The sequence below is a fragment of the Petralouisia muris genome (genome assembly GCF_004793545.1).
Lineage (GTDB): Bacteria > Bacillota > Clostridia > Lachnospirales > Lachnospiraceae > Petralouisia > Petralouisia muris.
Genome location: NZ_SRYA01000009.1, coordinates 68927 through 94432, shown reverse-complemented (window position 1 = coordinate 94432; position 25506 = coordinate 68927). Strand labels below are relative to the sequence as shown.

Sequence of the window (25506 nt, the reverse complement as noted above, 5' to 3'; positions counted from 1 at the left end):
TTCCTGCACTACGGATACTGCTCTCCCTCTTCGGGAAGCTCTTCCATTCCCTCTTCAGGCGGATTGATGTCTTCCTGATAGTTTTCCACTTCATTCTGCAATGCATCCAGGTATTCTTCATCATCCAGGGGCGTTTTATTTTCGTCAATATACGGCAGAAATTCCACAGGCTCCAGACCCTGATGAATCTGCTCCATAAAGGTTCTCCAGATACTTCCGGGATAACTTGCACCGGACAATCCAGGCAGCTCCCGGGGCATGTCATAGCCCACCCATACGCTGGTGGTAAAATAACTGGTGTAGCCTACAAACCAGCCGTCCTTATTGTCATTGGTGGTTCCTGTCTTTCCTGCAGAAGGCATGCTGCTTAAAGCAAGTCCCCGGCCAGTCCCCTCCTGCACCACAGACGCCAGCATATCCGTCATCATACGGGCTGCATTTTTCTTGTATACATCCACCTCTTCACTTTGGGTTTCCAGAATTACATTATCCTCTGCATCAGTAATTCTGGTAATGCAGGTTGGCTCCCGATATTTCCCGTCATGGACGATGGCTGCATAACCGGAGGCCATTTCCACTGCAGATACTCCATTGGTAAATCCTCCCAGAGCACTGGCAGGCTGCTCATCCTTGGTATCCAGCCTGGAAAATTTCATTTTCTTCAGATACTCCAGACCCGCCCGGGGCGTCATTTCCTCCAGCAAATTCCATGCAACCGTGTTCTTTGAGGCTTCCACTGCACGACGCAGCGTGATATCGCCTTCGTAATAACCGCTGGAATTGGAGGGACCCTCTTCTGTTTTTACATCCTGCACGATAGTATCTGGGGTATATTTCCCCTCCAGCGCCGGGGTGTAAACAAGCAGAGGCTTAATGGCGCTGCCCGGCTGCCGGAAGCTCTGATAAGCCCTGTTCAGCGTATAACCGGGAAGATTCTGATTCCTGCCTCCTACAATAGCTTTTACATACCCGTTATGATTATCAATGCATACGGCAGAGCTTTGCAGGGTATAAATCCCTTCTTCATTCTGCTCTGTAAATTCTGCCAGATTATTGTCCACTGCATCCTGCAGCATCTGCTGCATATCCAGATTAATGGAGGTGTAAATACGGTATCCTTCCGTGTAAAGGCTCTTCTGGCATTCTTCATACAATGCATTGTATTCCTCCTGATATTTTGCCTTCTCCTCTTCCGAAGAAAAATCTGATTTAAATTTAAATCCCTGCTGCTGCATCAATGCCCGAATCGCACAGTAATACGTATAGGTTTCCACATAATCATTTTTCGTTTTCTCCGGCCGGTTCAGAGTGATTACCTCCGCCTTGGCTTGCTCGCAGGTAGTCTGGCTGATTTTCCCGTCCTCTAACATCTGATATAGAATCCTGTCCCGCCGTTTGAGGGTATTGTCCATATTGGTAACCGGATCATACAGGGCTGGATTATTGGGAATGGCGCATAAAAATGCAATCTGGGACAAAGAAAGGTCTTTGGCGTCTTTGTTAAAATACCCTTTGCTGGCCGCCTGGATTCCATAATATCCGTTGCTGAAATAAACATTATTCAGATAAAATTCCATGATTTTATCCTTACTGTAAACTTTTTCCAGGCCGGTGGCAATAAACATTTCTTCGATTTTACGTTCCCAGGTACGCTCCTGAGTCAAAAATATCAGCTTGGCAAGCTGCTGGGTAATGGTGCTTCCTCCCTGGGTCACCTCTCCGTTTTGCACCATGGCCTTAGCAGCCCGCATAATTGCCTTAATGTCGATTCCATTATGACGGTAGAATTTCTTATCTTCAATACTAATCATTGCCGCCACAGCATAAGCCGGGATATCCTCATATTCCAGATAATATACGTCTTTCTCACCCTTAAGCGTAGATATCAGCCTGCCGTCCACATCATACACAAGGCTGGTCTGTACGGAACGGAATGTGGCTTCGCTGGATTTCTGGACCAGCATTCTGGCTTCCTGCTGCAATTCGCTGACCTTCTGGGCATATCCGCCGTAATAGTACCAGCCAAGGGCCAATCCCACCAGGATCAGAAACAAAAACTGAAGCTTGACAAAAAACCAAAACGCCCGATATTTCTTCTTTTTTTTCTTTTTCTTACTCATAAACCGCCTACCTGCTCAGCATGATTTTTCCAAATGGGATTCCCTGATTTTCCAGGATTTCAATTTCCCGTTTCTGACAGGTAAACAAAAAAATCTGCTGTTCCTGTCTTCCAAGCCATTGGAGCGTTCCCTGCAGACGCTTCTCATCAAAAGCCGCAAACACTTCATCCAGCAAAATCGGCATGGATTCCTCCCGGGTGAAAAATCCTCCGGCGCCCATCCGAAGGGCCAGATACATCTGTTCCATCGTCCCCTGGCTTAACTGCCAGGGATAAAGTCTGCGTTTTCCTTCTGTCGCCACCAGATTCAACTGAGCGTCTAAACCGATCTTTTTATATTTCCCATTGGTAAGTTCTGAAAGAATCCGGGACATTTCCTGCTCCATCTGCTCTCTGGTATCCTGATAAACCTCCTGAGACAACCGCTCTAAAGTTCGGCCTGCTAACTGGTATGCTTCCACCTGCCGCTGATATTCCTGCTCTTCCTCTGAGGGAACTCTGCACTCTTCCAGTTCCTCCTGCAGATTCACCAGCTCTGCCAGCTTCTCCAATACCTGAATCTGAAGCAATTCCTCTACCGTCCGCTTCCTTGTCTGCTTTTCCTGCTGCCTTTTCTGTTTTAGCTGCTCCCTCTCAATAGAATCATACTGCTTGATTTCCTTACTTTCCTCTTCCTGCTGCATGCGGAGCATCTTCAACTGCCTGAATTTCCGATGCCAGAAAAAAGCCTCTCTGATACCATACAGGATCAAGATGGCCAGGCAGGCCTCCAATGCAATCCAGCCGGCAGCCGGATTTCTAAAAATGTGTTCTATTCCATTCCAAATTCCTGCCAGCAAACCAGCAAATGCCAAAAACACGGACAGAACAGACCGTATCCTGTATTTCCTCTGTTCTCTCTCCTGACGGATATCTCTTAAATATTCTGCCATCTGGTTACTGTCATGTTCAAAAAAAATCAGGCTGTTTTCTTCTTTTTGCAGAAGCGCGCGGTAACCGTCTTTTTTCTGTTTTTTCAGCTGCTCCACATCCTTTTTCAGAAGCCGTTCCGCCATCAGAAGCTTTTCTTCCGCTTCTTTCCGCTCTGCCAGCTTTTCCTGATACGCCTGATTTGCTCTTTCCTGCCCGTCTTTCAGCCGTTTTCGGGCTCCGGATAAATCTATGCCGCCTTCCTTTCCAAGAGACGCATTGACAAAATAATTCTGCAGCGTGTCTGCAAATTCCTGCTTGGTCTCTACGGAAGCCTGTCTGATACAAAAAGTATTTTCATAGGTTTCCCTGCTCATGCCACCCAACAGCATATCCAAATCGCCCTGTTCTACTGATAATTCCTCCAAATCCGCTTCATTTACAAGCCTGGCCGATTTCTCCTTGTGATAAAAATTCCGCTCCAGATAGAAAGGTTTATTCTCCACTGTAAATTTCAAGCCTCCGGCGTAAGAAGAGCTGCTGTTCCACGGCTCATACTGCTGATAATTATCATTCCTGCCAGAGAGCCCCCGCTGCTTCTCCAATCCAAACAGCATCCCGCTGATAAACTGCTGCAGGGTGGATTTGCCCGTTTCATTCTCTCCGTATATTACATTAATTCCCGGAAGGGGCCTGATATTAATATTATGGAGCTTTCCAAAATTTTTTATTTGAATTTCTGTTATCTTCATTCTGTTAACAATGCCTCCACACCATAGAATAATGCCTTTTTTGTAATCTCATCCTGAGACATCTCCTCTAAGGTTTCAATATACCGCCCAATGATCTGATCTTTATATTTTATTTTTAGCTGTTCCAAATCATAATCCGGCTGGCATCGGCTGACTACCTGCACCACCCGATCCATCCGGGCCAGCTCCTCTAAATTCAAAGGCGCTTCCAGGCTGCTGTCACCAGTTAGATTAATTTTGAACAACTGATGCGGCGGCGCTTTTCTTATCTGATTCTTCATTACTTCTTTCAGGGCAACTGTGGTAATCTCTTTGTTCACCTTCAGATTCAAGGCTGCATATTCACAATACCGAAGAGGGAAAAATTCCACCTTACATCCTTCTTTCCCTAACTCTCCTATAAAATATCCGTGCTCTCCCGTATCATTTGCACTGACTGGCTGCAATGCGCCTGCCATAACTACCTTATTTTTCACCAACTGCATTGGCTTGTGGACATGTCCCAGAGCCACATAATCAAAATTCGCTTCTTTCAGGCTTTCCGCCTCAAAAGGAATGTGCTCCTCATCCCCGCCGTGGCCCAGAAAGATATTATAATACTCACCTTCCTGTACATGTACTCTGTCATACCGACGCTCCCGTATTTTCCGATGTTCATAACTCAGCCCATATACTCTGACTCCTAATTCTTCCAGTTCTGCAAAACTTATCTTCTCTTCTTTAAAAAAATGTACATTTTTTTCCCAGGTAAAGGCACGGTAACAGGAATTCATTCCCAGAAAATCACGGTTGCCCGCTATCAGCATTACTTGGGTCTGGGGAATTCTGGAAAACTGGTAGTTTACTTCCTTCAATTCTCCCATCAACGGCTGCCTGTGAAACAAATCTCCGGCAATCAGAAGCAGCTGCACCTGTTCTTCCTTTGCCCTGTTTATGACATCTGTAAACGCCTGCCAGCTATGGCCTTCCCTCTCTTCTCCCCATGGTTTGTCTCTGTCCGGCTTTGCCCCTAAATGCACATCTGCTATATGAATAAATTTCATTCGAATTGTCTCCTTCTTGTGAAATTTCATGATTTTCATTTCATTTTTCGGGACTGCAACATCCCGGATTACCTTCCCAGCAATCGTAAGCCCTGCTTCTCATTCATTTCTCAACGCTGCAAAGATCCCGGATTACTTCTCCGGCAATCATTAGCCCTGCCACCGAGGGCACGAAAGCAATGCTTCCTGGTATCACTTTTCCCGCCTCCTTAGGCAGCTCTGTCCGGGGACGCCTGGGTTCCTCTTTAGAATATACGGCTTTCAGTTTCTCTATGCCTCTTTTTCTCAGTTCCCGCCGCATCACCCGCGCCAAAGGGCAGACGGAAGTGCTGTAGATATCCGCCACTTCAAATTGTCCAGGATCTAATTTATTCCCGGCTCCCATACTGGAAATGATGGGGACGCCTGCCTTTTGCGCCTGCACCGCCAGTTCAATTTTGGCCGTTACCGTATCTACCGCATCCACTACATAGTCATATACTCCAAAATCAAACTCTTTTGCTGTTTCCGGCAGGAAAAAGCAATTGTGAATGGTTACCTCCGCCTGGGGATTGATTTCTAAAATCCTCTCTTTCATTGCTTCTGTCTTATATTGTCCTACTGTTCTGGCAGTTGCGATAATCTGCCGGTTGATGTTGGACAGGCTCACCACGTCTTTATCAATCAAATCCAGCTTCCCTACGCCGCTTCTGACCAGCGCTTCCACTGTATGGCCGCCTACGCCGCCGACGCCAAATACTGCCACTCTTGCCCGGGCCAGCCGGTTCAGCCCTTCCTCTCCCAAAAGCAGCCCTGTTCGGATAAATTTTTCGTCCATATGCTTCCTCTGCTGAGAATAGGCGCATAAACTTCCTGGCCCATTCTGAAATTTTTATATCTTTTACTTCGAAAACATTTCCTTTTTATTTTACACGTTTAGAGAAAAATATACAAGATTATTTGCAATTCTCTTGTAATATGAAAATGTGCGCCAATTTTTGCAAAATTCTGTACCCCTTTTCTTAAAATTTCCTTAACCCCTTGTTGAATCCCTCTCTTTTCGCTATACTGATATTTGGAAAAATTATCTATTCTAAGGAGACGATGATTATGAAAAAGAAGCCCTTTATCCCGGCGCTGGCCTGCGCCATTATTTTCCTGTGCATCTGCGGCGTTCTCGGCTTTCAATACTGGAACCTGGACAGCAGGTACCACAGCCTGACGGCAGAAGCCGCACAGTTAAGGGAAAGCAACTCCGGGCTGAATGAGCAACTAGAAGACAGCGCTGCCCAGCTGGATGAAAAAGAAAAATACATTGAAGGGCAAAAGGATTATATTACTGAGCTTTCTGAACAGATGCAGGATCTTGGAAAAGAAGACAACTCGGATGAGGACGAACAGCAGGAAGACTGGTATTCCTCCCATAACTCCGAAGATGACCCTTATCCCAATCTGTATGCTGATAAAGATAATATGCCCGCTCAGTCCGGACAGAAATATGTCTACCTGACCTTTGACGACGGCCCTTCCGCCCTGACTCCAAAGGTACTGGATCTGCTGGATGAATATGACGCCCACGCAACCTTTTTTGTGGTTGGAAAAAACAACGAAGAATATTCCCAGTATTTATCAGAAATTGTGAAACGGGGACATACCCTGGCTCTCCACTCCTACAGCCACGACTATAATCAGATTTACCGTTCCGTAGACGCTTTTTTAGAAGATTATGAAAAAGTATATGATTGGGTATATGAGGAAACAAACGGCTATTCCCCCTGCCTGTTTCGTTTTCCGGGAGGCAGCAACAACGGCTCTTCCTATGTAATACATAACATTATCAACGAAATGAAACGCCGGGGATTCACCCATTACGACTGGAATGTCAGCTCTGGCGACGGAAGCAACCTGACAACCTCCCAGAATATTATTGACAATATCTGCTCCAATGTAAAATACGTGGAAAATCCTGTGGTTCTGATGCATGACGGTTCCGGGAAAAACGCCACGCTGGCTGCCCTTCCCACTGTCCTCCAAAAACTTTCGGATGCAGGATATGAATTCCGCTCCCTGGATCAGTATTCGGAACCGGTACAGTACCGCCAGGCTGAATAACAGATTTTATATGCAAACTTTTTCAGATTTTTTTGCTCTTGACTTCTTATCGGATTTTAGTATAATGAAGTTTAAAATTTTTTTAATTTAAATAATAATGTACCTGATAAACGGAGGTGAGATTATGGACGGCAGTAATAGTCGAAGTATAAACAAGGCTTTTATATATAGCTATAGCCGCTCTACATATTGCTGCAGTTATGTCCATAATTTGTAACGGAATATTATTGCGTCCATATATAAAGCCATTGTTTGTTTCTAAACTATGATGCAATCGGTATGATGAGTGCAGAATGATAAGGTTTATGAGCGGCAATGGTATTTTTATGCCCTTTTGCTGACAACCTTTGCACCCGCCTTTTCATTTTTAGTTTGCTATCAGCGCCTGACAGGTAAAGGAGGAAATGCAATGAAAGTAAATGACAATATTCAAAATGAAATTCTCCAAACAACACAGCATCCAGATTACAAAACAGAGATTGTAGAGATGCTTCGCAGCAACTTAACTCCTAAAATTAAACAGGAACGTATCCTTGCATATCGCGAAAGGGATATTGCTTCCGCATTAGAAAGGCTTAGTTTGGAAGGACGCGGCAGGCTATATCATATTTTAAATGCTGAAACACTGGCGGATATCTTCGAATATGAATATGGATAAAACAGACCGCACTACGGTGATTGAACTGCTGGGGGACAGCTTGAAAACACAGATCATGCTGATGAATTCTTTCAGTGAAGATGAGATAGGCAGCAAGATGACTCCAAACTATATTGCAGTCCATTCTGGAATCAGTGTACGACAGGCAATGCATGAACTGATTGAGCAGGCGGCAGAAGAAGATTTAAAGGAACCATTGACAAAAAGCATTGGAAAAAGGCTGCCCTGGCTTGTCATTTTGCTTGGCTTGGGAATGGTTGTATCCAGTGTTATAGGCATATTTGAAGGAATTGTCGCGCAACTGCCGCTAATTATCGCTTTTCAATCCCTTATCCTTATTGATTCCCTTTATGTTTCAAAAATTGAAGGTAGATCCCGCTGTTGCATCGGGTCCCCTAATTACAACCATCAATGACCTTGTTGCTGTGATAACCTATTATGGTCTGTCCTGGTTTTTGATACTCAATGTTTTAAGATTATAACTGTGTATAGGAATGTCAGGAAATGAAATTAATACACAATATCGTTGCGATATCGAAAAAGTCTCAATCTATATGGTGGAAACTCTTTCATTTCCCGACAATTCCGCTGCTTCAGAATCAGAAAAGCCTATTGTTCCATCTGTTTTCCGAGAAATCCGGCGGCCACCCTTGCCAGTTTGCTTTCCGTCTCTCCCATTCCTGTTCCTTCTTCCCTGTTATACATCACCACAGAGCCGATAGCGTCCCCCTCTGAAATAATGGTGGACACCACCTGCGACTGAAAATCTCCGGCGTCATCCAATGTAATTTTTACAAACCCTTTCTCATCCTTCTGAGCATAAAAAGTCTCGCGGTCTGTAATCACATGTTCCAGCTGTTTGCTGATTGGCTTTCCGTCAAAATCCTTTTTCCCTGCGCCGGCTGCTGCAATTACATGATCCTTATCGGTAATGCACACCAGGCACCCGCTGGTCTGGGCAAGGCTCTCCGCATACAATCCTGCAAACTGCCCAAGTTCCCCAATGGGAGAATACTTTTTCAGAATAATTTCTCCCTCCCGGTCTGTAAAAATTTCCAATGGATCGCCTTCCCTGATCCGTAATGTACGCCGGATTTCTTTCGGCACAACTACTCTGCCCAAATCATCTATTCTTCGAACAATTCCTGTTGCTTTCATAATAAAATCCTCCATTTACATATCATTTTTTCGCAATACTATTATCTGTAAATGGAGGCATTTTATACCTGAATTTTTATTTTGTCTATTCCGTTTTACTTCCCAATTCTTTTCTCCATCGCCTTATTTAAATATCTGTTTTTCAAAAACTCTATCCCTATTTTCAGAATTCCTATCAGCCAAAAGCCTTTTAATTCCAGAACCATACCATCCACCATTCCCATACTTACCATACCATTTGTCATTTTGGCAATGGCCCGCAAAGGCATATTGTAAATAAAAAGCAGATTCAAATCAGGTTGTCCCTTTCTTTTGCTTCTGTTCAGCATACATGTCACAGCAAGCCAGATAAGCCAGCCCATAGGGCTGCGCCCATGGTTCAATTCTCCGATCGTCATATTCTGATTGATCCCGCTTTTATTCTCAGGAATTGGATATCCCAGCAAAGCTGCAAATTCTTCATCCGGCACATTCTGCACTATGCCCTTTTCATAGTGTTTCAGCCGCTTGCCTGTATAGGGGGCAGGCGCCCCGGAGCCTTCAATCTCGATCACAGCAGATAAAGGATGATTCTCACTGTTGGAACCAACATAAATTGTATAGGCGCCGCCCTCAGTTTCCCAACGGTTTGTTTTCACATTCCAATAGCGAAATGCTTTATCGTCCAAATGGATTGTCACTTCCCTGCTCTCCCCTGCTTTCAAATCCACACGAGCAAATCCTTTCAGCTCCCGTACAGGCGCAAACGCCTCTTTCCCCGGTCTTGAAATATAAAGCTGCGCAATTTCTGACCCGTCACAGGTTCCTGTGTTTTTGATGCAAAAAGTAACCTTTTCTTTATCTGCTTTTAAATCACTGTATGCAAATGTGGTATAACTCAGTCCATATCCAAAAGGAAATGCTGTTTTCACTTTAGCTTTCTGGTAATACCGATAACCAATATACAAGCCCTCCCGATATTCCACTGTATGTCCCCTGCCTGCAAAATGGCGGACGGAAGGTGCATCTTCATAATGCTCCGGCCATGTTTCCGCCAGTTTTCCTCCGGGATTTACCTTTCCTGTCAGGACGTCCATAACCGCCCCCGCTCCGGCCTGTCCTCCCAACCCTGCATATAGAAGCCCTTTGCAAGATTTGCGCCAGGATGTTTCCACTGCGCTGCCTGCAAACAATACCACTGCAAGATTGTCATTAATCCTGTTAATCTTTTTCAATAAAGATATCTGGTTTTGTTTCATTTTCATATTTGCACGGTCAAGCCCTTCGCTTTCCTGCATTTCATCCAATCCAAGACAAAGGACTACCAGTTCCGCTTTTTCTGCAAGCCTGACAGCCTCATTTTCCAATCCTTCATTCTTTTTCCCTGACCGGTCAAATCCTTTCGCAAAGCCAATCAAGTTCAATTCTGATTTTTTCATGCAATCCAGAAGATTGTCAAGACGCGTCACATTTACAACGCTGGAACCAGCTCCCTGATACCGGGGAACGGATGCAAAATCACCAATCAACGCCACTTTTGTTCCTTTTTTAATGGGTAAAATCTGATCTTCATTTTTCAGCAGCGTAAGGCTTCTGGCCGCTGCCTTTTGGGCCAAATCATGATGTTTTTTGTAATTCACGCATCCCGTCTTTTTTCCAAAAGCCTCATTGGTGGAAAATACCATTTCCAGCAGTTCTTCCACCCTGGCGTCCACATCCTTTTCTGTAATTTTGCCGGAGGTTACCGCTTCCAGCAATTCCCGGGCAGAATCCAGCCCCGGCGCCGGCATTTCCAGGGCAGATCCCATCTTCACTCCCAATGCATGATCATTTGAGCAGCCCCAGTCCGTTACTGCCATACCTTGATATCCCCAGTCTGCCCGCAGGATCTCCTGCAGCAAATGCTTATTTTCATTTGCATATTCCCCATTTATCTGATTATAGCTTGTCATAATTGTTTTGGGCCGCCCCTCTTTGACTGCAATTTCAAAGCCAGTCAAATAAATCTCCCTCAAGGTCCGTTCATCTACAATACTGTCCGAGGCCATGCGCCTGGTTTCCTGGTTATTGACAGCAAAATGCTTCGGGCAGGCCCCAATTCCATTTTTCTGAATCCCTCTGATATAAGCCGCTGCCAGTTTCCCTGCCAGAAAAGGATCTTCTGAAAAATACTCAAAATTCCTGCCGCAAAGCGGATTCCGCTTCATATTAAGCCCTGGGCCCAGCACAACATTAACTCCCTGGGCTGCTGCCTCTTCCCCCAAAGCATTGCCAATTTCTTCCCCCAGAGCAACATCCCAGCTGCAGGCCGCGGTGGCTGCTGTAGGAAAACAGGTTGCCTTTTCACTTGGATTCAGGCCCAAATGATCGGAAGGCCCTGCCTGTTTCCTAAGACCATGGGGCCCGTCTGACAGCCAGGCAGAGGGGATGCCTGCCCGCTTGAAGTCACGGGTTTTAAATACATCTTTGCCGGAGAGCAATGCACATTTTTGCTCCAGCGTCAGTTTTTTCATTATTTGCTTCACATTCATTTATTCCACCTGTCCTTCCGGAAAAATTATTTTATAAATTGGGAAATAAATTACCATTTGAACGCCGCCATTGATTACTGTAATCAACACATTATAAAGCGCAGGCGGAAAAAATCTTTTGCAAACAGGCACATACAATCCCATCAGGAAACTGCACGCCACCGTAATGAGGACAAATGCTGCCACATACCATGCAATTTGATAATAAATATTTCCTTTTGATTTGAACGTTACATTTCTCTGCATCGGAAAATTAATGCATTGCGCCACAAACAGCGTGATGGCAAATGCCGCAAAATAACCCATGCCTCCGGTAGCGTCTCCCGTAACCGGATAATTAAACACATAGGTGTCCACCGGCCCCAAAGATAAATGAATCAGCTGACAGGGAATCTGACACCAGTCCGTCGCTTTGAAAAACAGCTCCGGCAGAAAGGTCAGCATCAGATATTGCAACAGCGTTACCACCACAGAAAAAAAATAAAATTTAATAAACTGAGCGGCTAATTTATGCTTTTGGGTAAATGTTCCCCAGTATTTTTCTACAAACTGCATCTCTTTCCCTCACTTTCTCCAATATCCCACACGCCCCCTTTTTTCCCATTTTTCTCCATTACGGCAGGCCCGGATTTTTCCAGATATTCTTTCGTTACAGGAATCAGAATTTTCTCCTCCCGGAGACCATCCGATAGTTTCACACACAGAGAATTTCCATCTCCTGCCCGGACAATGGCAAGGGCTTCTCCATAATAAGTGTCTGTTTCATCAGAAAGATAGCTTCTTTCATTATAAGGGCAGCCGTTTCCAAGCCCTTCCAGACTCCCGCCGCTGACTTCCACATGTATGGTTCCCCTCTCCAAAGGTTTTAGAATGCCATTTTTATCCGTATATCTTAACCGGACATAGCTTAAATGTCCCGGCTTTACAGCATCTTTTTCCGGTTCTGCCCGCAATACCGTTTCCGTATCCGCTGTCAAAAGAGCTGTCCTTCCAATCTCCTTTCCCATGGTATCATAGGCCACCGCCTCAATCCTGCCTTTCTCATAAGTACAGGAAAACTTTGCAATGCAGTCATTTTTCAAAACCGCAGATCCTGCTTTTTTTCCATTGACAAACAACTCTACCCTGGCAGCCCGAACATAAACTTCCACATTGGCTTTTCTTCCCTCATATCCCGGAAAACTCCAGCTTTCTATTGCATTTGACATTTTCCATGCGGAAGGGCTGTGCCGGTCTCCGGTGTGGTTTACCGGGCATACGCCGATAAACGGCCCCTTCGCTTTCTCAAAGGCAACTCTGGTATATAATGCTTCGCATAAAGGCTTCCCTGTCAAATCAACGCGCCCGGAGCCTGCTGACACCCAGCCCAGTTCTCCATTAAAATTCCCTGCGTAATCCTCATATTCCCAGGAGCCTACCATCACTTCCCCCAGATAATCCATGCCGGCCCAAACAAAATCCCCTACCAGCCGCGGATTATGTTTTGCCATTTCATAAAATTTGTAAGCATCTTTGCAAAAAGTTTCACTTCCCAGAATCAGTCTGTCCGGATATTTTTTCAGGTCATGTCTGTATCTGTAAATACCGTAATTATAACCTGCAATATCCATATTGGCAAAAGCCCCCCGTGTTTTCACATCACATCCATGAAGCGTAGCGCCCCTCTTCATAAATTCATCTCCCAAAAGACCTGCAAGATTATTAAAAAACTGACTGCCGACTGCTTTTTTCCTGGAGGTTTTTCCCGCTTTTTTCGCCTTCTCTGCCTGCAATGCTTCCTTTTTTGCTTTTTTATCACTGTAGACGCCAAAACCAATGGAACTTAAGAAATTAAAGAAAATATTAACCCCGCAGGTCACCGGGCGGGTATGATCCAGTCCATGAAGATATTCCGTCATCTCTCTGGTCAGGCTGATTCCCTTGGGCTGAGCAGTCTCACTCACTTCATTTCCGGTAGAATACAGAACCACGCAGGGATGATTGTAATCTTTGCGAACCATATCTTTCAGATCCTGCTTCCACCATTTTTCAAAATAATCTACATAATCATACTCGGTTTTGTGAATATACCAATGATCGATGTACTCATCCATCACAAGCATTCCCTGCCTGTCACATGCCCGCAAAAATGCTTTGGAGCAGGGATTATGGGCGCTGCGCAACGCATTGTATCCGTTTTCTTTCATAATACGCACTTTCCGTTCCACTGCATCCTCATCACAGCAGGCGCCCAGCAGCCCATTGTCATGATGCACACATGCGCCCAGCAATATGGTACGTTTCCCATTGATACAGATACCATTTTTCCCCCATTCCAGGGTCCGGATGCCAAAGGGTTCACACACGATATCTTCTCCAAAGGTCACGCGGCAGACATAAAGATTGGGCGTATCCACATTCCAAAGCCTGGCGTCAGGCACATCCAGGGTTACTTCTGCTTTTCCTGTGCTGTTTGCCTCGCAAGCACAAAGCGTCTGTTCACCGTCTAAAACCTCAATTTTCACATTCCCCGGCATACTGGTTTTCACTTGCACCTGTATCTTTGCAGGCGAAACCGACAATGTTTTGATCCGTATTCCATTTACCGGAATATGTTTCCTGCCACCCACCCATAAAGTCACCGGACGGTAAATCCCCGCGCCAGAATACCAGCGGCTGTTTGGCTGATCCGCATTCCTGGCAATGACTCGAATTCGGTGACTGCATCCAGGTTTCACCTTATCAGTCAGATCCACATAAAAATTTGTATATCCATAAGGCCGGAACGCTGCCTGCTTTTCGTCAATCCATACTTCTGCATTCCGGTAAACCCCTTCAAATTCCAGCAGAATATTTTTCCCTTCCAGCGACGCATCCGGAATAAATTCTTTTTCATAAACATAATCATACCCGTCATACCAGCCTGTATTTGCCCCACCAGGAGCTGTCCTGCTTCTTTGTTCCCTCAGCATGGCGTCGTGGGGAATGGTGACCTTTCGTCCCTGCCCTTTCTCACCGTCATGCTTATAGAACCATCCTTCATGAAATGGAATCCCTTTCATCCTTTTATCGCCTCACTTTCCTTTTATAAAACCCACCCGGCGCACAGAAGCTCCAGGTGGGCAAAAGATAATTTCCTGTTTTATTTTTCCTCTGAACGTTTCATAAATGCTGCAATAATCAATGCAAGATCCGCTGCAAAATATAATACAAGACCCGCAATTGAAATATGCAGCGCCGCTGCCTCCGACGGAGGGTAATTGACCGGGATGAAGTAAACGTCTGCCGCCAATGATACGCGCCCTAACACAAATTCATAAATGCTGTATAAAAGCAGCGCGGCAGAACCAATCATCATACTGTCCGCAGCAAGCAGTGAAAACTTTTGTTTCATAAAGATCAAAACGGCCATCAAAATTACCGCAATCCCCGTGCCGGCAACAGGCAGCCAATTTACCGGAGATGACGCCAGATATCCGCTCACGGAAGTAAAAATATAAATTGCCAGACCTATAAGAGACGCTGCCGCTGCCAGGCCTACCGCATAATCCGTTTTTTCTAATTGCATTTTCATCCTATTCCTTCCCTCCTTCTGCCTTTTTACGTCGGCTGAACCCATAAAGCACAAGGCTTCCGGCCGTCATTACAGCAAATATGCCAATAGCTGACATATATGCCGCCCGCCACCAGGTAATCACATTCTCTGTATGAGTCGTGGAATTAATGCCATTCATCGCTGCGCTGTTTGCAAGGGCGTACAGCAGATAGTGGAGATCCTGTTTCACAGCCAGCAGCATATCTCTATCGCCGCTTAACCCCTCGCCATTCCAGTAAGTAATATCTTCAGAAATACTCATGCCGCAGAACGCTGTGGTTCCGGCAAGAATAGATTCCTTCGGAGCCGCTTTTAATGCAACGCCTGTAAAATCCGTTACATTATATCCTTTAAATCCCCATTCCTCCCGCATAATCTGAACCATAATGCCGCTGTTTGCGCTGGAAGCCACCGCGCCAATACGGTTGTAGGAGCTCATAACTCCCAATGCTCCTTCCGTATAAGTATCCGCTTTACTTTCATCTGCTGCAAAAGACGCCGGCTTTCCGTTCGCTTCAAACGCCTGCTGCAATCCCCGAAGTTCCACTTCCCTGGCTTTCTGCTCATTCATAAAAACTGCAATGCCGGAGCGGTTCACTTCCTGATCGTTAAATGCCGCATGCTTAATATTTACCAATGTTCCTTTCGACTGAGCGCCCTGAATGGCCGCACTGCCGATATATCCTGTCAGAATCGGATCCTCAGAATAATATTCCGCCCCACGGCTGTTATAAGCATGGCGGTGGATATTCATTCCAGGCCCAATAATGATGGGAAGATTCAGCACCAGCGTACTTTCTCCAAGGGTAATTTCTCCATTTTCATAGGCCAGCTCTTTATTCCAGCTATAGGCAATGTTCTGGGGCGTAGGCCCTACCCTTGTCCCATAATCATACTCCTGGGCGTCCGCATAAGGCACTCCCTGATAAGAGCCCTCTGTCAAATAATGAGAGTCTGAACCATTGGGGCCGTCATCTGCCGCATACTGCATCAGTCCGATAGATTCAATCGCTGCAATATTATGAAAAGCATTGGATGCAAAATCCAGAAACTCCTGAACTGTCACTTTATTAATCAGTTCTTCCCAACGGGGATCCTCATAATCTGCTCCCTTCATATCATTAATCGTCAGGTCACTTGAAGTATCTCCAAACACAAGATCCGACACGTCATCATCCGTTTTTAATGGAATCAAATCATTCCCCAGGAGCCTGCTTAATGTTTCATCTGCGCTGAGTCCAGAATATGTTTTCGGAAACGTTCCGTTCCAGTCGCTTCTGGAAAGATATGTAGCCGTACCAGGCAGGAAAGCGTTGATATCCATTGCATAATCTCCTGCTGAAACCGCATTTGCAATTTCCGTTCCGTTTTTGCTGACAGCAAATGTTTCCGCATCCACTTCTCCCTCCCAGTTCCAGGTAAAAGTTTTATCCGTGCTTCCCTCGGCTGTCATACCGTCTGCTGTTGTCTTTCCCTCCGCTGCAAGGATATTATTCAGGGCGTCATGAGAATCGTCCCCAATGGCAAAATAATAGGTCCCCGGATCTACAATATAAGTTCCGGCATTTTCCGAATCATAGCTTGCCAGGTTGGAAAGATCGATTTCCATTGTAATCGTCTGGCTTTCTCCCGGCTCCAATATATTTGTCTTTTCAAAATCCATCAGCTGGACCGCTGATTTCTCAATATGGTACTGCTTATCATAATCGGTATAGGGTGTCTGAGCATAAACCTGCGCCACAGCCTTCCCGGCTGCATTTCCTGTATTCCTGGTAGTTACTGTGACTTTTGCCGTCTTTTTATCGTCTGCAATTTCTACAGAATCTAAAGTCTGGGCAAATGTCGTATATGATAAGCCGTGTCCAAAGGGATACACTACTTCATTTGCGTAATCCCAAACGCCGTCCGCCTCTGAAACTGTACCGTCTTCATTGGCGTAAGTCCCCGCAGTGGCTTCTGCTCCGCCGTTTCCAAGGACAATATCTGCATATCTTGTCTCATAATAACGGTATCCCGTATAAATTCCCTCTGCTTCAATCAGATAAGAATTGACATTCGCAGTCTCAGAAAAATCCCCGGCATTTTCCCATGGAATATTACCGTAATTCTGCATCGCCGGAGCCAGCGCGCTGTTTTTTGCAAAAATATCTCCCAGATGGGCAGAAGGTGATACCGTGCCGTTCAGCACATCTGCAACCCCATAAAATCCATATGCGCCCGGATAGCCGATCCACATAATTGCGTCAATGTCAGGATCATCCTTCAGATTACCGATTTCCATTGGATTTGTGGCATTTACAAGGACAATTACCTTATCAAAATTCGCTTTTGCTTCTTCGACAATTTCCATCTCTTCCCGGCTGAGACTTAATATGTTGCCAGTAACTGTTTCTACTCCCTCGGCGCGTCCTTCTTCTCCCGGATAATAACCGTCGCCGCCTTCTCCTCCTACACGGCCCACTACTACAACAGCCGCATCGCTGTAAGCCGCATACTCTTTATTGTATTCGGGATTTAAGCCCTTCAATTCATCCAGAGTCAATTCATGGGGATTGTCATAAGCCGTCACTTCTGCATAAGCAGGAAGAATGCCTCCGCCGAATTGAGGAGTGGTCCATTCCTTATCTGCAAAAAACGCTTCATACGCTGCCAGCATAGATGGGTTCAACTGAAATCCCCGTTCTGTAAAGGCGTCAAAAATCTGTACCGTTGACTTGCCATCCGGCACACTGCCTCCGGAATTGCCATACACCGGTGCATAGCTTCTGATGCCGAATAAAGTGATTTTTGCATCTGAAGAAAGAGGCAGCGCAGCGTTGTCATTTTTCAGCAGCGCATATGTTTCCGAAGATGTGCGGACTGCCAGTTCCCGAAAGCCTTCATACGCTTCTTTCGCTGATTTAAATTGCGACACATAAGTCCACGTATCCTCTGCATTTTCTGTGCTTTCCGTTACGGTTTTCTGGCTTCGGGTTCCCACAAAAGCATCTACAGATGTACGGTAGGTTTCCAGAATATTTGCTGCCAGTAATGAAACCGTCAAAAAAGTTGCGGACACCAGGGATAATCCCCGCCAGATATTACTTCTTTTCCACATGTTGTTCCTCCTCTGCATTTATTTGATAAAAAGATGGTAACAACATTTTCTTTTTCATACAATCCAATCTTCCTGAACTGTATTTTTTCCAGCCTGAACTGTTTCCTCCATCCCAAAACACGCCTAAACTGATTTTGAAATAGGCAGCAGTATATTCAGCGCAAAGATTCCATCCTGGGATTTTACCGAAAAGTATCCATGGTACTTTTCCGTAATCATACGAATACTTTTCATTCCAAACCCATGATACCGTTTATCCTCTTTGGTGGTTTTCGGAAGCCCTCCGTCAAATTCCAGCTCACCCGAATAATAGTTTTCAACATGAATCACCAGCATTCCCTTATCTTCCCATACCCGAATACTGAGAAAGCGTTTTTCCAAATCCTCTATCTTCTCTGCTGCCTCAATCGCATTCTCCAGGGCGTTTCCAAACAGAGAATAAATATCTGACTGTTTCATAAATATCAGGCTTGCCCCATTTACCATACAGTCCAACCTGATATTCTTACTTTCACACGCCATTGCCTTTTCCATTAAAATCACATCAAATATTTCATTTCCTGTTTTTAATGTTGTATCATAAATATTAACTGCACGTTCCAGTTCCCGGATTTCCTCCGGTGAAACATGGGTTCCAAGCATGGAAATCTGATTCTTGATATCATGGCATTTGATATTGATTAATTCTATATTTTCCTTTGAAATTATCATCTGCTGTTTCTGCTGATGAAGCACCTGTTTCATCACCTCATTATGGATCTGCTCATTTTCTTTTTTGGTAATTTCACACTGCAGCGCCAATAAAAAAAGACAGGTGATAATATCAAACAAATTGATAATCGTATAAACCTCCACGCCTATCTCATACTCATCAAAAAAATTCTGAAAAATATTCGTGCACAGCTGCATTCCCACAAGCAAAAAGAGAACTGTGGGCGAGCTTGTCAATTGTTCCATTCCTTCCCTGCGCAATTTTTTGCCAAACATCAGGCAGCAAAGCAGCAGGCACACAACAAACAGAACCGGATAGCTGTATCTTGCCGCTGTTTCAAAACCTGGCCGCCTCCAAACCGCCCAAAGCGGCATAAGAATCGTTCTGGACAATTTATAAGAAAAATGCTGGGCTACGCTGGCTGCAGTTGCATAAAAGGCCGCCCGGCTGGCCGTTATCTGGTAACAAAACTGGGCGCCTGAGATACAAATGATAAAAATGACGACTGTCCTTGCACTTTTATTTATAAAATTCCCAAAGGGCAAAAATCCTGAAACAACTGACGCTGCAATTAATACAAAAAATGCCAGCAGCACTTTTACTCCAAAATTTTTTCTTTTTTCCATCCACCAGAAAAAGCAAAAATTCGAAAGCATTATCTCAAATATATACCCGTTTTTTTCAAAAAAGTGATACATCGCATTCATAACACACATCCATCTCCCATTGACTCTGCCAGTTCACTCATAAAAGCCTTTTTCCTTGGCCGGCTAATCTGCACTTCTTCTCCGCCAGTCATTTTAAGGGTATAGCCTTCTACCGCAACAATATGTCGCTGATTCACAAGATAACACTTATTGCACCGCAAAAATCCTCTGCCTGCAAGCTTTGCTTCCGTCTCAGAAAGGGTTCCTCCTCCGTTTACCATCCCGGTTTCCGTGTGAAACATCAGAGTATGCCCCTGAACTTCAATATACCTGATTTCCCGTAGAAGCAGACGCATATAACCGCTTTGGCACACCACCAGAATACTCTCATCCGCCTCTTTATGCCTTCTTATGATCCGCTTCATTTTTAGTTCAAATTCCCCATAATGCACAGGTTTCACCACATAATCTGCCGCGTCCACCTCATATCCTTTCACCGCAAACCGCGCCATATTGGTGACAAAAATCAGCGTAACCTTCCCGTCCACAGCCCGCAGCTTATGGGCTGCTTCCATTCCATTTATTCCAGGCAGTTCAATATCCATAAATACCATATCATAAATCTGCTTATACCCATTCAGGAAATCCGCCGCATCTTTGAAAACTGTTGTTATAAAAACCTCTCCGCTTTTTGCTGCAAACCTTTCCAGAAAATCCTTCAGTTTCCCGGCATCCACAGAATTATCTTCTACAATTGCAGTTTTAAACATAATGCTGGTTCCTCCTTACTTAATTTCTCTGCCTGTTCTCTCAAATTCTTCCTGCCCATTTTGGAACAGACGCCAAAATAAGAGCTGCCGCATACAGGAGCAGACAGCTTCATCTTATATTATCCTGATGCGGCAGTTCCAATGGCTTACAGAACCTTCTCAATCTCTTCAATTACAATCTTCAATGCCTTAATCCTGGCGTATTTCTTATCATTGGATTCCAGCACATGCCAGGGCGCATAGGCAGTACTGGTCTTTTTCATCATCTCATTTACCGCAGTCTCATACAAATCCCATTTATCCCGGTTGCGCCAGTCCTCTTCCGTAATCTTCCACTGCTTCTCCGGCGTATTCTGACGGTCGGTAAACCGCTCTAACTGAACATCCTTGTCAATCTGCACCCAGAACTTGATAATCACTGCGCCCCAGTCTGACAATTCTTTTTCAAATTCATTGATTTCATTATAAGCCCTCTGCCAGTCATTTTCACTGCAAAAGCCCTCCAGGCGCTCCACCATCACTCTTCCATACCAGGTTCGGTCAAAAATCGCCACATGTCCGGTCTTGGGCAGACGGTTCCAGAACCGCCACAGGTAATGCCTGGCCTTTTCATGAGGCTCCGGGCTTGCAATGGGGTGCACCTCATATCCCCTTGGGTCAAGAGCTCCGGTAATCCGCTTAATATTGCCGCCTTTTCCTGCCGCATCCCAGCCCTCATAGGCAATTACCACAGGGATTTTCTTTAAATACAGTTCATTATGCAGCATTCCCAGACGATCCTGCAGCTCCTTTAACTGCCGCTTGTATTCCTCGTCGGTCAGTGATTTATCCAGAGAAATCTCAGACAGCTTCGGCACTTTTTCCATTGGAAATACATTCTGCAGAAGAGGCACTGCCATTGCGCTGTTTTTCAATGCGGTTTCAATTCCGCTGACCAGAGTTTCAATCACCTGAAGCTGAGCCCATTTTTTATTTTTGGCGTCTACAATATACCAGGGTGAAGTGGATACGTTTGTATCGCTTAAATACTGATCATAGACCTTCAGGCATTTATCATAATGCTTATTCTGCCAGGTATCATTCTCACTGACCCGCCAACTTGTGGTTTCATTTTTCTCCAACCCTTTCAGCCGTTTCTTCTGCTCATTCTGGCTGATGTGAAAAAAGAATTTCATCACAAGATAGCCATTGTCTGTCAATTGCCGCTCAAAACGCTTTACACTGTCGATTCGTTCTTTGTATTGTTTCTCCTTCAGTTCCCCGTGAAGGCAGCCTTTGGTGATTTCATCCATCCAACCGGAATCCAGGAAACAGAATTTGCCTGCTTCCGGAATCTTTACAAAATAGCGGTACAAAAACGGCTTGCGTTTTTCCTCTTCCGTTGGAATATCCATGGTGGCAACTTTGAAAAACCTGGGATCGATTTCCTTGATAATCTTTCCCAGAATACTGCCTTTTCCGGCAGTTCCCCACCCCTCAAACAGTACAAATACCGGCAGTTTATGCTCCTTAATCTGCATCTGCTGCACAGAAAGTTTGGCTCTGGCCGCCTGCAGGCGTTCCTCCAGTTCCTCTTCCTCCGGCCGTTCCGGTTTGTTCCAATTTTTTAACATAACTGCTCCTCCTTTTCATGATGATCAACCGTCAATATCTTACAGAAAATCTCCGTTCCCCAGGTTCCGGCTCCATCCTGTCCCGCGTAACCCAGTCGATCCTGATGTAGCTGTCCTGCTGGAGAGACTGGATGATCCGATCCAGCGCTTCCTCCCTACCCTGCATTTCTGCCTCCACAGAGCCGTCATAATTATTCCGTATCCAGCCAGTCACCCCATAATGCTTCGCCAAATGACCTGCCTGGAACCGAAATCCCACACCCTGCACTCTTCCTGTAAATACCAAATGTTCCCGAATTATTTCCATCTTATAACAGCTTCTCCCATTCTTCCGGCTTAAATCCTGTTGTTATGCCTTTCTCTGTCACCAATATGGGACGTTTCACCAGCATTCCGTCTGTGGAAAGCAGCTCGTATTTCTCCTCCAACGACATTTCCGGCAGTTTATCCTTTAACTGCATCTCCCGGTACAGCATGCCGCTGGTATTGAAAAAACGTTTGATATCCAATCCGCTTCTTTCATGCCATTCCTTTAACTCTTCTTTGGTTGGATTCTGCTCCTTGATGTTCCGATCCTCTAATGCTGTCTGATGCTCTTCTAACCACTGCTTTGCTTTCTTGCAGGTGGAGCATTTGGGATATTCAATAAATGTACATTTCATGATTTTCGCTTCCTTTCCTGATCCGTAATTATAATATAACATTTCCTTACCTTACCAGTAATTTATAACACAAAAATGCAAGGACAATCCCCAAAACACTTGCAATATTTATCTTAATCGTTAATCCCAGGGTAAGAACCAACGCCCCCAAATCCAGCACAAGGGGACTTGTCAGACCAAATACCTGTCCATAATTCAGCCAGCTCAATGCCGAAATACTTCCACAGTAACTGCCAATCACCGTTCCCAGAATCAGCCCAATCAACATAATAAAAATGACAACCCAACTGCTCCTTATTTTCAAATTTCTATCCTCCTCATGTTCCTGTTTCATCTGTTTTTTATTTTAAAACAATCTTATGGTAAAGTCAAACTATGATACGTAAAAAAGCGCCAACAGAGGAAACTCTTCCTGCTGTTGGCGCACTTTATCAAACATGCTCTGCTTCCTGCAGCGAACGACGCAAAGCATCCGGGGAACTGCCTGCCCAATCAATCAAAATTTTTTCGCCTTCCTCCAGTAATCCCTAACACTGCCACGGCCTCCGCCAGGAGGCTGTATCCCGCCGCCCTCCAGAAGCCATCCATCCATTTAGAATCTGGGATTCCTTTGGGTATTCGGATCAGCAGCCTGACTCCTTCCAGCTTATCCTTCCATAATTGGCTCCAGAATGAAAAATCAGACCATAAGGTTGGAATATATTCATCCGGAATCCGCACCCATTTCCCCAGAAAGAATATCAGCAGCGCCGCCAAAACCAGAGAAAGCCCTGCCATCACTGCTTTTTGCTGCAGCGTCTCCTGAGCCTTATACTGACAATACAGAAAAATCCAGAAGAAAATACACACTGTAACCGGAATTACCAAAAGCAGGATACCGCTGATTCCCCGCAGCAATTCTGTATCCAATCCCTGTGGATTCAGGCCGTACTGGCTGACCCAAATCATCTGCAGCTCCCGCAGGGAGCTTCCCTCGGGCTTCTGCACCGTAATTCTCTGGAAAACAGAATCCACAGAGGGCTTTTCTTCTCCCTCTGCAGACAGTTCCTGACTCCTTTGTATAAGACTGCCCGCCTGAAAGGCCAGAATCTTCTCCTTTGCCGGAATCACATTTCTGATAATATAGCTTTTCCCCTGGCAGAGGACTTCTTTTCCAATCACCTGGCTGCTCCCGAACAGCTCCCATGCTGCGTCTTCGCTGATCAGGCATCCCTGATCATCCTCCTGCACCGGAATCCTGGACTCTTCAAACAGAAGCTCCGGATTGCCGCAGAGAAAAATAACATCTGTACTGACAGCTCTGGACAGTTCTTCATTAGAAACCGTAATATTTTCCTTCTGGCCCCAGATACAGAAATTCAAAGGCACGCCCTGCTCGCTGCCCCCCTGTCTCCAGAGTTCGGCTATTTTCTGATTCTGCTCTGATATTTTCAACGCCTCTTCTACAGAAATCGGCTCTTCCAGGTAAAACAGCGCACTATCCCTAGCCCAGAGCATGCTGCACCAGGCAACGGCAGCCAGATAAAACAAAAGAAAACCCAGTCCGCCCATTCCTGCCAGAAACAGATATTTCCCATATTTTTTTATGTCTATTTTCATACTCATTCATCCATCTTCCTGACACGGCTTCCATCCCCAATGCTTCTGCTGGAGCTGCTGATAATCTCCTGTTCCGATGTGAGAAGTCCGTCTTCCAATGCTGCATTGACACTGTTTTTATCCTGAACCTTTACCTCATAACGCTTGGCAACCAGTTCTTTTCCCATAACGCCCTGTTCTTCCTCCATCACCAGAACATAATATCCGTTCTGTTCTTCATGAAGGGCCTGAATTGGAATAACTGTGGAATAATTTTCCGATTTCTGGACAATCTCAATCTCTGCCCGCGTACCTGTTTCCAATCCTCCGTCAGGCATGTCAATTACAATATCCAAAAGCGTGGGATCTCCCTCATTTTCCGTTACACTGGTTACCGTGTAACTGGTAATTTTTTCTTTGATACCGGCAACACTGATGTTCACCTGGCATCCCTTGCTGACATATTTTTCATTGGACTTATCCACCGAAGCCACCAGCCTGCTTCCCTGAGAAGCGTCTGCCAGACGCATAGCCGTTCCCTCTGTGGTAAAATCTCCCGTGGTAATGGCAATATTTGTTACAACTCCCTGCACAGGCGCCGTAATCTTACCTTCTGCATGTTTCAAATCCTGAAGCTTATCCAAAACAAGTTCCTGCTGCTGGCTGGTAATTTCATTCTGTCTGGATGTGCTGTCGGACGCTGCCGGCGCATTTGCATCCTCTAAAGCCCTTGCCGCTGTCTTTACGTTTTCTGTCCGAGAGGCTACTGCAGCTTCATAGGCTGCCTTTGCCTCTGTCGCTGCCTGCTCTAACCGGGCTTTTTCTGCTTCCCAGGCTGCAATTTCATCTTCCGCATTCTGCCCATTTTCCGTTGATTCCGGCTGGCTGCTTTCCGCTCCCTTCTCATCCTGCTCTGGGCTGCTGCCTTCTCCTGCTTCCTGTTCATTTTCATCCCTTTGAGGGCTGTGAGCAGAGCCTGCATCTCCCATATCTTCTCCGTCATTTCCTGCCGCTCCCGCTTCCCCGACTGTTTCCTGTTTCATCCTGCTTTCTCCAGCGCTTGCAGCGGGCGGGCCTGCCGCCAGAAAACTCTGCAACTCCTGCTCCGCCTGATCCCAGGCCGCTTTTGCCTGGGCTACCGATGCGTCACCGCTGGCTACCGCCTGATTATAATCCTCCGAAGCCCTGCTTTGGGCCCGCTGCCGATTCTGCAATTCCACATTTCTGGAGCTTGCAGCGTCCTGGTTCTGCAGCTTCGATTTTTCCAATTCCTGCTGCGCCGCCAAAATCTGTTCTTCCAGTTCATCCAGGTCAACGGTAAACAGCACCTCTCCCGCTTCCACCGCCTGGCCTTCCCGGACACAGATTTCCTTCACCCGCTGTCCGCTTTCTGTATATACGGCAATTTCTTTTCCGGCTTCCACCGTGCCGCTTCCGTTTACCTTGTGATCAATCGTTCCTGTCGCAATCCTTACCGTTTCTACCCTTGCCATGGACGCCCCGCTTACGGCCCTTGACAAAATGGTAAACAGCAGCATCACTGCCAGAAAACCGCTGAATATTCCAAAAACCTTTTTTCTAACCATTTGTCTGTTCCTTTCCAGTGTACTGTT

The 25506-nt window shown here is 45.6% G+C and carries 22 protein-coding genes; 4 read left to right on the top strand and 18 right to left on the bottom strand.

The genetic code is table 11. From position 1 onward, the window contains the following. Window positions 1–8 precede the first annotated feature (8 nt). From E5329_RS06090 to E5329_RS06075, 4 genes are all read right to left on the bottom strand, one after another. A complete protein-coding gene (locus tag E5329_RS06090; protein ID WP_135988695.1) occupies window positions 9–2120 on the bottom strand; it encodes a transglycosylase domain-containing protein in 2112 nt (703 codons plus the stop codon). A gap of 7 nt (window positions 2121–2127) precedes the next feature. After that, on the bottom strand, window positions 2128–3780 hold the full coding sequence (locus E5329_RS06085) for an ATP-binding protein (RefSeq protein ID WP_135988694.1): 1653 nt from the start codon (window positions 3778–3780) through the stop codon (window positions 2128–2130). Beyond that, complete coding sequence (locus E5329_RS06080) at window positions 3777–4823, bottom strand: metallophosphoesterase family protein (RefSeq protein ID WP_168356538.1); 1047 nt, start codon at window positions 4821–4823, stop codon at window positions 3777–3779. Before E5329_RS06080 ends, E5329_RS06085 begins: the two co-directional genes overlap by 4 nt. A gap of 103 nt (window positions 4824–4926) precedes the next feature. Beyond that, window positions 4927–5640: a tRNA threonylcarbamoyladenosine dehydratase gene (locus E5329_RS06075; RefSeq protein ID WP_135988692.1), complete on the bottom strand. Its 714-nt coding sequence runs from the start codon at window positions 5638–5640 to the stop codon at window positions 4927–4929. A gap of 272 nt (window positions 5641–5912) precedes the next feature. Between E5329_RS06075 and E5329_RS06070 the strand changes: the two genes are divergently transcribed. From E5329_RS06070 to E5329_RS32520, 4 genes are all read left to right on the top strand, one after another. Continuing rightward, window positions 5913–6914 carry a polysaccharide deacetylase family protein gene (locus tag E5329_RS06070; RefSeq protein ID WP_168356537.1) on the top strand — a complete coding sequence of 334 codons (1002 nt, stop codon included), beginning with the start codon at window positions 5913–5915 and terminating at the stop codon, window positions 6912–6914. A gap of 409 nt (window positions 6915–7323) precedes the next feature. After that, window positions 7324–7572, top strand: coding sequence for a hypothetical protein (locus E5329_RS31570; protein WP_330571989.1), 249 nt, complete (start codon window positions 7324–7326; stop codon window positions 7570–7572). After that, entirely contained in the window at window positions 7559–7987 is a 429-nt protein-coding gene (locus E5329_RS31565; protein WP_330571988.1) for a hypothetical protein, read from the top strand. The genes E5329_RS31570 and E5329_RS31565 overlap by 14 nt, the downstream gene beginning before the upstream one ends. After that, a complete protein-coding gene (locus tag E5329_RS32520) occupies window positions 7935–8054 on the top strand; it encodes a magnesium transporter (protein ID WP_408634643.1) in 120 nt (39 codons plus the stop codon). Before E5329_RS31565 ends, E5329_RS32520 begins: the two co-directional genes overlap by 53 nt. Before the next feature lie 127 nt (window positions 8055–8181). Here the strand turns inward: E5329_RS32520 and spoVT are convergent, their stop codons facing one another. The 14 genes from spoVT to E5329_RS05995 form a co-directional block, all read right to left on the bottom strand. Then, window positions 8182–8730 (bottom strand): stage V sporulation protein T, encoded by a 549-nt coding sequence (spoVT, locus tag E5329_RS06060; protein WP_135988690.1) that lies wholly within the window; start codon window positions 8728–8730, stop codon window positions 8182–8184. Between the two features lie 95 nt (window positions 8731–8825). Then, complete coding sequence (locus E5329_RS06055; RefSeq protein ID WP_135988689.1) at window positions 8826–11240, bottom strand: beta-glucosidase; 2415 nt, start codon at window positions 11238–11240, stop codon at window positions 8826–8828. Further along, window positions 11241–11795, bottom strand: a complete 555-nt coding sequence (locus E5329_RS06050; RefSeq protein WP_135988688.1) for a hypothetical protein — start codon at window positions 11793–11795, stop codon at window positions 11241–11243. Continuing rightward, window positions 11783–14281: a glycoside hydrolase family 2 TIM barrel-domain containing protein gene (locus tag E5329_RS06045; protein ID WP_135988687.1), complete on the bottom strand. Its 2499-nt coding sequence runs from the start codon at window positions 14279–14281 to the stop codon at window positions 11783–11785. Before E5329_RS06045 ends, E5329_RS06050 begins: the two co-directional genes overlap by 13 nt. Before the next feature lie 80 nt (window positions 14282–14361). Further along, window positions 14362–14793, bottom strand: coding sequence for a sodium:proton antiporter (locus tag E5329_RS06040; RefSeq protein WP_135988686.1), 432 nt, complete (start codon window positions 14791–14793; stop codon window positions 14362–14364). Window position 14794: 1 nt separating this feature from the next. Further along, window positions 14795–17911: a glycoside hydrolase family 3 C-terminal domain-containing protein gene (locus E5329_RS06035; protein WP_135988685.1), complete on the bottom strand. Its 3117-nt coding sequence runs from the start codon at window positions 17909–17911 to the stop codon at window positions 14795–14797. A gap of 123 nt (window positions 17912–18034) precedes the next feature. Further along, window positions 18035–19249 (bottom strand): ATP-binding protein, encoded by a 1215-nt coding sequence (locus tag E5329_RS06030; RefSeq protein ID WP_275443065.1) that lies wholly within the window; start codon window positions 19247–19249, stop codon window positions 18035–18037. Between the two features lie 77 nt (window positions 19250–19326). Further along, a complete protein-coding gene (locus E5329_RS06025; protein ID WP_135988683.1) occupies window positions 19327–20040 on the bottom strand; it encodes a LytR/AlgR family response regulator transcription factor in 714 nt (237 codons plus the stop codon). A gap of 146 nt (window positions 20041–20186) precedes the next feature. Then, on the bottom strand, window positions 20187–21653 hold the full coding sequence (pap, locus tag E5329_RS06020) for a polyphosphate:AMP phosphotransferase (protein ID WP_135988682.1): 1467 nt from the start codon (window positions 21651–21653) through the stop codon (window positions 20187–20189). Window positions 21654–21684: 31 nt separating this feature from the next. Further along, window positions 21685–21960, bottom strand: coding sequence for an acylphosphatase (locus E5329_RS06015; RefSeq protein ID WP_135988681.1), 276 nt, complete (start codon window positions 21958–21960; stop codon window positions 21685–21687). A 1-nt stretch (window position 21961) separates the two neighbouring features. Continuing rightward, the gene (locus E5329_RS06010) at window positions 21962–22315 is read right to left on the bottom strand and encodes an arsenate reductase family protein (RefSeq protein ID WP_135988680.1); all 354 of its coding nucleotides are present in this window, start codon (window positions 22313–22315) and stop codon (window positions 21962–21964) included. A 46-nt stretch (window positions 22316–22361) separates the two neighbouring features. Then, a complete protein-coding gene (locus E5329_RS06005; RefSeq protein ID WP_275443064.1) occupies window positions 22362–22619 on the bottom strand; it encodes a DUF4321 domain-containing protein in 258 nt (85 codons plus the stop codon). A 188-nt stretch (window positions 22620–22807) separates the two neighbouring features. Further along, a complete protein-coding gene (locus E5329_RS06000; protein ID WP_135988678.1) occupies window positions 22808–23920 on the bottom strand; it encodes a hypothetical protein in 1113 nt (370 codons plus the stop codon). Next, on the bottom strand, window positions 23917–25479 hold the full coding sequence (locus E5329_RS05995; RefSeq protein WP_135988677.1) for an efflux RND transporter periplasmic adaptor subunit: 1563 nt from the start codon (window positions 25477–25479) through the stop codon (window positions 23917–23919). The genes E5329_RS06000 and E5329_RS05995 overlap by 4 nt, the downstream gene beginning before the upstream one ends. Window positions 25480–25506 lie beyond the last annotated feature (27 nt).

Excerpts from the sequence above, each read along its gene's own strand:
- spoVT (WP_135988690.1), bottom strand. The coding sequence starts at position 8,730 with ATGAAAGCAACAGGAATTGTTCGAAGAATAGATGATTTGGGCAGAGTA.
- E5329_RS06030 (WP_275443065.1), bottom strand. The coding sequence starts at position 19,249 with ATGGAAAAAAGAAAAAATTTTGGAGTAAAAGTGCTGCTGGCATTTTTT.
- E5329_RS06015 (WP_135988681.1), bottom strand. The coding sequence starts at position 21,960 with ATGGAAATAATTCGGGAACATTTGGTATTTACAGGAAGAGTGCAGGGT.
- E5329_RS06040 (WP_135988686.1), bottom strand. The coding sequence starts at position 14,793 with ATGAAAATGCAATTAGAAAAAACGGATTATGCGGTAGGCCTGGCAGCG.
- E5329_RS31570 (WP_330571989.1), top strand. The coding sequence starts at position 7,324 with ATGAAAGTAAATGACAATATTCAAAATGAAATTCTCCAAACAACACAG.
- E5329_RS06045 (WP_135988687.1), bottom strand. The coding sequence starts at position 14,281 with ATGAAAGGGATTCCATTTCATGAAGGATGGTTCTATAAGCATGACGGT.
- E5329_RS06050 (WP_135988688.1), bottom strand. The coding sequence starts at position 11,795 with ATGCAGTTTGTAGAAAAATACTGGGGAACATTTACCCAAAAGCATAAA.
- E5329_RS31565 (WP_330571988.1), top strand. The coding sequence starts at position 7,559 with ATGAATATGGATAAAACAGACCGCACTACGGTGATTGAACTGCTGGGG.
- E5329_RS06075 (WP_135988692.1), bottom strand. The coding sequence starts at position 5,640 with ATGGACGAAAAATTTATCCGAACAGGGCTGCTTTTGGGAGAGGAAGGG.
- E5329_RS06055 (WP_135988689.1), bottom strand. The coding sequence starts at position 11,240 with ATGAATGTGAAGCAAATAATGAAAAAACTGACGCTGGAGCAAAAATGT.
- E5329_RS05995 (WP_135988677.1), bottom strand. The coding sequence starts at position 25,479 with ATGGTTAGAAAAAAGGTTTTTGGAATATTCAGCGGTTTTCTGGCAGTG.
- E5329_RS06085 (WP_135988694.1), bottom strand. The coding sequence starts at position 3,780 with ATGAAGATAACAGAAATTCAAATAAAAAATTTTGGAAAGCTCCATAAT.
- E5329_RS06010 (WP_135988680.1), bottom strand. The coding sequence starts at position 22,315 with ATGAAATGTACATTTATTGAATATCCCAAATGCTCCACCTGCAAGAAA.
- E5329_RS06070 (WP_168356537.1), top strand. The coding sequence starts at position 5,913 with ATGAAAAAGAAGCCCTTTATCCCGGCGCTGGCCTGCGCCATTATTTTC.
- pap (WP_135988682.1), bottom strand. The coding sequence starts at position 21,653 with ATGTTAAAAAATTGGAACAAACCGGAACGGCCGGAGGAAGAGGAACTG.
- E5329_RS06000 (WP_135988678.1), bottom strand. The coding sequence starts at position 23,920 with ATGAGTATGAAAATAGACATAAAAAAATATGGGAAATATCTGTTTCTG.
- E5329_RS06035 (WP_135988685.1), bottom strand. The coding sequence starts at position 17,911 with ATGTGGAAAAGAAGTAATATCTGGCGGGGATTATCCCTGGTGTCCGCA.
- E5329_RS06090 (WP_135988695.1), bottom strand. The coding sequence starts at position 2,120 with ATGAGTAAGAAAAAGAAAAAAAAGAAGAAATATCGGGCGTTTTGGTTT.
- E5329_RS06080 (WP_168356538.1), bottom strand. The coding sequence starts at position 4,823 with ATGAAATTTATTCATATAGCAGATGTGCATTTAGGGGCAAAGCCGGAC.
- E5329_RS06025 (WP_135988683.1), bottom strand. The coding sequence starts at position 20,040 with ATGTTTAAAACTGCAATTGTAGAAGATAATTCTGTGGATGCCGGGAAA.